This window comes from Pedobacter frigidisoli, assembly GCF_004331675.1.
GTDB classification, from domain to species: Bacteria; Bacteroidota; Bacteroidia; order Sphingobacteriales; family Sphingobacteriaceae; genus Pedobacter; species Pedobacter frigidisoli.
The window spans coordinates 1-8380 of record NZ_SJSN01000041.1 but is presented as its reverse complement, the minus strand read 5'-3'; the positions used below and the strand labels follow the sequence as shown (position 1 = coordinate 8380).

The 8380-nt window shown below is 31.4% G+C and carries 7 protein-coding genes; 6 read left to right on the top strand and 1 reads right to left on the bottom strand.

Annotation, left to right across the window (positions count from 1 at the left end; translation table 11 throughout):
• From EZ449_RS22260 to EZ449_RS22235, 6 genes are all read left to right on the top strand, one after another.
• A partial coding sequence (locus EZ449_RS22260; RefSeq protein WP_131561350.1) for an IS66 family transposase occupies positions 1-268 on the top strand: 268 nt, incomplete at its 5' end.
• Positions 269-527: 259 nt separating this feature from the next.
• Positions 528-1253 (top strand): hypothetical protein, encoded by a 726-nt coding sequence (locus EZ449_RS22255; RefSeq protein WP_394347150.1) that lies wholly within the window; start codon positions 528-530, stop codon positions 1251-1253.
• A gap of 494 nt (positions 1254-1747) precedes the next feature.
• On the top strand, positions 1748-4204 hold the full coding sequence (locus EZ449_RS22250; RefSeq protein ID WP_131563069.1) for an AAA family ATPase: 2457 nt from the start codon (positions 1748-1750) through the stop codon (positions 4202-4204).
• Positions 4205-4350: 146 nt separating this feature from the next.
• Positions 4351-6411 (top strand): Shedu immune nuclease family protein, encoded by a 2061-nt coding sequence (locus tag EZ449_RS22245; protein WP_131563067.1) that lies wholly within the window; start codon positions 4351-4353, stop codon positions 6409-6411.
• A 179-nt stretch (positions 6412-6590) separates the two neighbouring features.
• Positions 6591-7193, top strand: a complete 603-nt coding sequence (locus EZ449_RS22240) for a restriction endonuclease (RefSeq protein WP_165499837.1) — start codon at positions 6591-6593, stop codon at positions 7191-7193.
• 238 nt (positions 7194-7431) lie between these two features.
• Entirely contained in the window at positions 7432-7893 is a 462-nt protein-coding gene (locus EZ449_RS22235) for a JAB domain-containing protein (RefSeq protein ID WP_131563062.1), read from the top strand.
• Positions 7894-8198: 305 nt separating this feature from the next.
• Here the strand turns inward: EZ449_RS22235 and EZ449_RS22230 are convergent.
• On the bottom strand, positions 8199-8380 hold a 182-nt coding region (locus tag EZ449_RS22230; RefSeq protein ID WP_165499751.1), incomplete at its 5' end, for an ATP-binding protein.

Below are 8380 nucleotides of genomic sequence, written 5' to 3'. Positions count from 1 at the left end.
CCTTTATGATGGCAGCCTTCAAATCGACAACAACCTGGTAGAAAATGCAATAAGACCGGTGAGCCTGGGCAGGAAAAACTATCTCTTCGCCGGAAGCCACGAAGCAGCGCAAAGATCAGCAATGATCTATTCTTTCTTTGCGATCTGCAAGAAGCATCAGGTGAATCCATACAAGTGGCTTAAATACACACTGGAAAATATAATGTCAATAAACCACAAGAAAATTAAGGACCTGTATCCACAGAACTTTAAAAATATAGGTGGATAATCAAATATGCACTTTATAGGCTGCATACATAGATTTTTATACGCGAAATTTAAAACATGGTGAAACTAACGGAGTTCTAATTGGCCCTCACTCTTCAAATTTAATTTCAGAAATAATACTTGTTACGGTCGATAATGAACTGACTAAACATGGATTTAAATACATTAGAAATATAGATGATTATACTTGCTATGTTGAAACATACGAAGAAGCAGATAGATTTTTTTTAAACTTAGCTGAAGAACTCAAAAAATATGAATTGGTTCTGAATAGTAAAAAATCTAAAATAATCCCGCTGCCTTTAGCAAGTGTGAAAAATTGGGTGACTAAACTGAATCATTTTAATTTTACAAATTCCTATATAGTTAATTTTAAACAAGCGATTAGGGTCAAAGAATTAAAAGGCTTTATTGATTTTGCAATAGAATTGATGCTGGACGAAAATTCAGATGCTTCAATTTTAAACTATGCCATAAAAATAATTTCGAACAAACATCTAGACGCTAATGCAAAGGACTACTACATTAAGCAGATACATCATTTGGTTTTACTTTATCCATACCTTATAAATTTACTTGAGCAACATGTGTTTGAACCGCATAAAATCAGCGGTAACATTATAAAAAAAATTGCAAAAGACATTTATGCTTACGGAATTAAAAAGAAAATTTATGAAGCTTGCTCTTACGCTATTTATTGGGCAATTAAATATGATTTTAACATTGAAATACTGACCAATAAACAAGATTCTGTAAATTCGTTAGATTGTATATTTTTAATGATCTCATACCTATATGACAAAAAATACTATAAAAAAGCATATCTCAAAGACTATAAAGATCTATCAAAAGAATTGAAAAAAGATGATTTTGATAAATATTGGCTTTTCATTTACGAAACATTGCCTTGGACAGAATTGACTGATAATTACAGGACTATTAAGAAAAATGATTTATCGTTTATAAAACCGGAATTTAATGGGTAAATAAAATTATATGGCTTAATGTTCATAATATATGAAGTGATTAGGCAGCAGGTTGTTTTGCTAAGAGATTTTGTACCTTTAAAACTATTATTTTTAACACATTAATAATGTTGCATCGTTCTAAGAACTTTACTGCAAGGACGTCGCTTAATGTGTATGGCACTACCCATACTTATATATAAGTAATTATAGTCCACTAGACCTGATATAGTTTTTTCTTATTAGATTAGTAAAAGCTAATGAAAATGATAAATGCATCCCCCATGAATCTAATCGGCTAAGAACTCGAACATTTAAATCTCAATGCAATACACCAAAGCAAACAAAAAACCTTTCAAATACAGTTAAGAGAATATCAAATCAAAATTATCAAAGAAAATTTAAATTATTCAAAAGTTTAAACATTGTGAATAATTATACGCATCTAACAAATCATCGTCCAAAATAAATCAGAACTTCTTAGTTCTTTAAGCATGAATTAACCATTAACAATAATGAATGAAATAGATCTGATTAAGAAAATTAAATCTGATTATCCAAATGCCAGTCAATTGAATGAGGCAGAAACAAGATTTAAAATAATTGATGAAATTCTTGAAAAGTATTTAAAATGGCCCAAAGTCGATACTTGTGTTGAATTTTTTGTGGATGGAAACAGAGCAGACTACATTTTGAAAAATAAAGCAAACAAGCCAATTTTGATTGTTGAGAGTAAAAAACAGGGTGTCTATTTTGACCTACCGTTAACGTTTAACTCTTCCAAAAACTTTCAAAAAATATCTATTGATAAATTAATATCAAATGAAAATATAAAAGAGGCAATTAATCAAGTTAAGGAGTATTGTGAAGATTTGCTATGTCAATATGGGGCCATTACAAATGGAGATGTGTGGATAATATTTAAAATAACTCCAACAAATCAAAAACCTTGGAAAAAACTACCGGCTTTTGTAATTAAAAACTTGAATTTCTTTGAACAGGACTACACGACGGCAATAAATTTACTTGGCTACACTAGCATGGTTGAATATAATTCAATTGCAACAAATATTGGCGTAAATAAAAAATCATACACTGAGGTCTTCTTTCCAAAGCAACAGATTGCTTCTTATGACTCACCGGTCAATAGTAACAAATATGCTGGATCTCTAAGTTCCTTATCTAGGAAATATTTAGGGCCGATTCCTTTCTCAGATAAAGAATTTATGCGAAAATGTTACGTAAGTAATAAAGGTCACTATGATGAGCTTCAGAAGAATGTGCTAGGTTTCTTAAACGATTCATTAACACCATATTTCAAAAATCAGGGATTTAGGGAATTTACGGATGATAAAGCTGGAGGAGCTTTTGGAACAAATATCGTAAGGACAATAAGACAAGAGAATCTCGACAATGTAATGATTCTTTTTGGTGGACGAGGATCTGGTAAATCAACTTTTTTAAAACGCTTTTTATTTCACGTCAGACCTGTTGAAATAGATATACATTCAGAAATAGCACTCATTGATTTAATTGATTCCGCTCAAACATCTGATACCTTAACTACAGAAATATGGGAAAAGGTAAAGCTAGGTATAGATAAAGATCAAATAATTAATTCCTCTAGAGAAGAGATTCTTAAATTATTTTCGAATGAATTTGAGATTTATCAAAAACAACTTTTAGTTGGGTTGACACCTAATAGTGAAGACTATCAGAGACTAGTGCGGACGTTCCTTAGTGATAATATTAATAATACTAAATTATTCTGCGAAAAGCTTAGTCTTAAGCTTAAATCTAAAAATAAAGGATTAATAATATTTCTTGACAACATGGATCAGTTAAATCCAGATTTACAAGATCTATCATATTTAACAGCAATTGAAATAGCAAAAAAATTAAGTTGCTTGGTCATCATTTCAATGCGAGAAGAGCGTTTCTACATTGCTAAAACAAAAGGAGCATTAGATGCATATCATACACCTGGTTATCATTTATCAGCTCCAGTAATACCTGAAGTTATTATAAAAAGGCTCGCCTACATAATAGAGATTCTCAAGTATACAGAAGATCCTGACTTAGAATATGGTATTAAAACAGGTGGTGATCTTAATACCATAACTAATTTTTTGAATATTTGTATATATCAATTAAAAAACAAGGACTCTCATCTTTCAAGATTCCTGAGATTTGCAACACATGGTGACGTGAGGCAAGCACTAGATTTTTTTAGAGGATTTATTTCTTCAGGCTATACAAATGTTGTGGAAATTTCTCAACATCGATTTTGGACCTTTCAAATTCATCAAGTTATTAAACCGATGATGATACCTGATAGAATATTTTATGATGAAAAGTTAAGCCGAGTTCCAAATTTATATCGTTTAAGAAATGATAATAATAGTTCACACTTTACTGGATTAAGAATTCTTAACTTACTAATGCAGAAATTCACATCCAATCCTTCTGGCTTCATTGACTCTAAATTATTCGTACAAGAATTTGAAGAAAAATATTATTTGAAAGATGATTGCGAGCGTCATTTAGATGTATTTATGATAAAAGGAATTGTTGAATCAAGTAATAGACTAGAAACTTACAATGAAAATACTGACCAGATTAAAATAACAGCATATGGTCATTACGTTTTTGATACCTTAGCCTTTAATTTTGCTTACCTCGATCTTGTTTCCTTAGATTGTGGTGTTTTTAATGAGGAGCTTAGTAATTACCTATCTAAATCTGGAAATACGGAATCTAAATATAAACAAGACAATAATATTATCGACCGTATGCAACTTAGAATTGAACGCGTTGAGCATTTTATAGAATATCTTGAAGAACAAGAAACTGAAGAATTTGATCATTTTAACCTAGATGCAACTGAGATAAAATTTGCACAAAAGATGAGATATGCTTTTGATGAAGAGAAAAACAGAGTTATTGAGAGTGCTAAAAGAAATAATAATTAGGTGTTACTTTTGCAATTGTATTATCTTTTTTTAATACTAAAGCAAGTCTACAACCGTCTAAACAAAGGACACTTTATGTCAAGGGATAATACCTTAATAAATACTGTCCTAAAATTACAATTTTACTTTGCAATAATTCATTACTTATGGAGGAAATAATACCGGAATTGCATACCAATATTTCTGGGAAGATTAGAAATACAAAACTGCCTAAAGCTAAATCCCTATGGCCACTATTTGAAACCATTAGCAATAGCATACATGCTATCCAAGATAAGAAAATAGAAAACGGTAAAGTTATGATATACATTTCAAGGCAAGGCAATGCTGATATCTTAGCAGAATGCGAAAAGGTGGATATCTATCCGATAATGGATATAGAAGTCATTGATAATGGAATTGGTTTAAACCTTGGTAATTTTAAATCTTTTTTGACTGCTGAATCAGAGCACAAGATAGAGAGAGGTGCCAAAGGAATTGGAAGATTCGTCTGTCTTAAAGCTTTTAAAAGTCTGAAATTTAAAAGCAGCTTTAAAAATGAAGTAACAAACGAGAACCACATTAGAGAATTTACTTTTAAGCCTATTGACAAGGGCATTTTCGAGCATAAAGTTGATTTATCATCAAGTGTTAAAACAGGAACATCTGTAACTTTAAAAAATTTCATAGCTGACTATCAAGATACCTGTCCAAAAGCATTGTACGATATTGGGGAGAAAATCATAGATCATTTTTTAGTGTTTTACCTCAACCAAAAAGCTCCACATATTGATATTATAGAGAAAATAAATGGTACTAAAATAGATTTAAACAGCATATTCAATACGTCTTTTAAAGCTTCTATTAAAGCAAGTAAATTTGAGTTATATGGGAATGAATTTCAAATACATTTGCTTAGGCTGTATGATGTAAAAAAAGGTCATAGAATACATTATTGTGGTAATGATAGAGTTGTGAGGGAAGAAAAATTAGTAAAATATATTCCAGACTTAGGGAATTCTATAATGGAAGAGGCGAATATTTATTTTACATACCAGGTCTATATAACCAGCAAATTTTTAGACGATAATGTGGATAACGAACGGACTGATTTCGATTTCCCAGATAATTTAGAAGATACTGATTTGCAAAATCTAGTTAACGATTTGCCTAATCTTGATCGAATAAGACAAAAGGCTGTATTGAGTTTAGAAGATATATTGAAAGATTATTTAGGAAACATAAGGGAACAAAAGTATGAAAAATACAGTCAGCATATAATTGCTGACGCACCACAATATAAAACACTATTAAAATATAAACCTGAAGTAGTTCGCAATATGAATCCCAATTTATCTGGAAACAGATTAAATATAGAATTGTACAAAGTGCAATCGGATTTAGAGATTGAAATTAAAGAATTAGGAGAGAAAATTCTAAATACAAATTCTGTAAATGATTCAGATGAATATAAATTGCTTTATGACGATTTTATTGAAAAGTTTAATGACATAGGGAAAGCAAATCTTGCAAAATATATTGTTCATCGAAAATCTGTAATAGAACTTTTAGATAAATTTCTTGGTGTTGATGACAATGATGAATTTCTTACTGAAGATACAATTCATAAGATTTTCTTTCCATTAAAAAGTGAATCTGATGAAATCACTTTCGAGCAACAAAATCTATGGCTGATTGATGAGAGATTATCATATCACTCATATTTGTCATCCGATAAATCCTTTAAAGAAACAAAGATCCTAACAGGATCAGAAAGTCTTGATAGGCCAGATTTGTTAATATTTAATGAAAGTTTCGCATTTGTAAATGATGAAGCTCCTCATAATTCATTTGTAATTGTTGAATTTAAACGCCCAGAAAGAAAAGATTACCACACGAGAAATAAAAAGAAAAATCCTATCGATCAAGTCATTTCATATATAGGAACAATAAGAGAAAATACTGCAACTGATAGAAAGGGTAAAGTCATTCAAGTTGATAAAGATCGAACTCCATTTTACGCTTACGTTATCTGTGACTTTAATAATAATCTTAAAAACATATTAGATGAACGTAATTATACCCAAACCCCTGATGGACAGGGATACTTTTATTTTCACTCAAAGTATAATGCTTATATTGAAGTTATATCCTACACAAAGTTATTAAAGGACGCTAAAGCTAGGAATAGACTGTTATTTGATAAACTCGGTTTACCTAGTCATTAAATACATATATGAGCGAAAATTATAAAAAAAGATTCGGATTTAGTAACGAAACCCCGTGCTCAGTGAGCGGTTGCTCGGAGCCCCCTTTTGTTGAAGTCCTCCTCTACGATTATTATGATTTTGCAAATGAAACATTTTATCAGCAAGACTTTACCTGCCCATTTCTTTGTGTAAAACACATGAATATCAATGAAGACAAAGCAATTGGAATAAGAAAGCCTAGGGGATTAGTGACATATCCCTATAGCAATAAAGATGGTGCGCAGGGCTTTTCAAAATACATGCCTTTAAAGGATTTATATCCTAAATTATTCTCTTCAGAAGAATTAGAGAATAATGCCGAATTACAAATTAGCTTGAATGAGGTTAACGATGAATTAATCGCATACCTTGTTCAGCATCCAGAATTTATTCGCAGCCTTAATCCTAGAAAGTTTGAGGAGTTGATTGCCGAGATTTTTCGAAATAAAGGTTATGAAGTTACTCTTACACCTCAAACTAGAGATGGTGGAAAAGATATCATCGCTGTTTATAATAGTCCTTTCGGCCACCAAATGTTTATAGTGGAATGTAAAAAATATAAGGAAGACCATAAAGTTGGCGTTGAATTGGTAAGAGGATTATATGGTGTTAAGAGCGCAGAACGTTACACTCAAGCAATTTTGGTTACAACCTCTTCTTTTACAGAAGATGCTAAAAAGTTTGTAAAGCCTTTGGAATATGAATTGGCTTTAAAAGATTTCGAAGATATAAAGAAATGGTGCATGGACTATTCTAAATAAAGTAATAAGATGAGACACTTATTATTTAGGGGTATAATATTAAAAATCAGTGTCTTATTTTTGAAATACCATATTATATATTATCAATTATTACTCAAAATTAAGCTTATAATCTCAACACGCCTAAAGGAACTACGGCATAAACGCTCCTACGGCCTCCACACATCCTATTTATTCCGTTCCTCCTTTGCTAAATTTCGATAAAAGCTTGCCTAGTACCATAATTAATTCAAATCATATGGTACAAGAACAAACAACATTTAAGGTGGCTGAAGTGCAAGTAAGCTACAAACCAGATTACAAAGTTAAAGATAGACCAAAAATAAGCTCATCTGAAGATGCTTATAAGTTATTCATACAGGAATGGGATTCAGGAAAGCTAGAGTACTTAGAGCAGTGTAAAATGATACTGCTGAATCGGGAGAATAGGGTGTTGGGTATTGTTGATATTTCGACAGGTGGTGTTGGTATGATTATAATGGATCCAAAGATTATCTTTTCAATTGCATTAAAAGCAAATACATCTGCAATACTGATTTGCCACAATCATCCAAGTGGTAATTTAAGGCCAAGTGATTCAGATATTAAGATTACTAAGCAATTAAAAGAATGTGGTAAATTACTGGAAATCGAGCTTTACGATCACCTGATAATTGCCAATCATGGGTATTATAGTTTTGCTGATGAATGCACAATTTAAATTATTAGCTTGGGTTAATCACCCAGGCTAATTTCATCTATTTGAACTTGGTTTGGTTATTTCTGAATTTTATCTACCTCTTTTGTAATAGGTTTTAAAGAAACGTATCCTCTCTCATATAATCTATCTCCCCGAATACATGCAAATACCCTACAAATCAATTTGAACTTAATGGCATTCATGATTGACTGATTATTCCGAACAAAGTACACCACATTCCGAGGCATAGTGCACCAGTTTGGTTCTGGCTTTAGCACTAACTTTTTAACCATATCACTTTTTGGACAAAGCGATATTCTGTAAACTTAATGATTTTTTTTATTTCTCATGGATTTGCCCGTAAGTGCAATTCTGTGAGCAGATGCTGACAGCCTGTCCATAATTGCATCTGCAAGTGTGGGTTCATCTATAAAGTTATACCAGTTATCCACTGGCAGCTGCGAGGTTATTATTGTCGCACCGTTGCCGTATCTATCCTCCAGAATAT

Coding starts and splice junctions, on each gene's coding strand:
- EZ449_RS22235 (WP_131563062.1), top strand. CDS start 7,432: ATGGTACAAGAACAAACAACATTTAAGGTGGCTGAAGTGCAAGTAAGC.
- EZ449_RS22250 (WP_131563069.1), top strand. CDS start 1,748: ATGAATGAAATAGATCTGATTAAGAAAATTAAATCTGATTATCCAAAT.
- EZ449_RS22240 (WP_165499837.1), top strand. CDS start 6,591: ATGAATATCAATGAAGACAAAGCAATTGGAATAAGAAAGCCTAGGGGA.
- EZ449_RS22245 (WP_131563067.1), top strand. CDS start 4,351: ATGGAGGAAATAATACCGGAATTGCATACCAATATTTCTGGGAAGATT.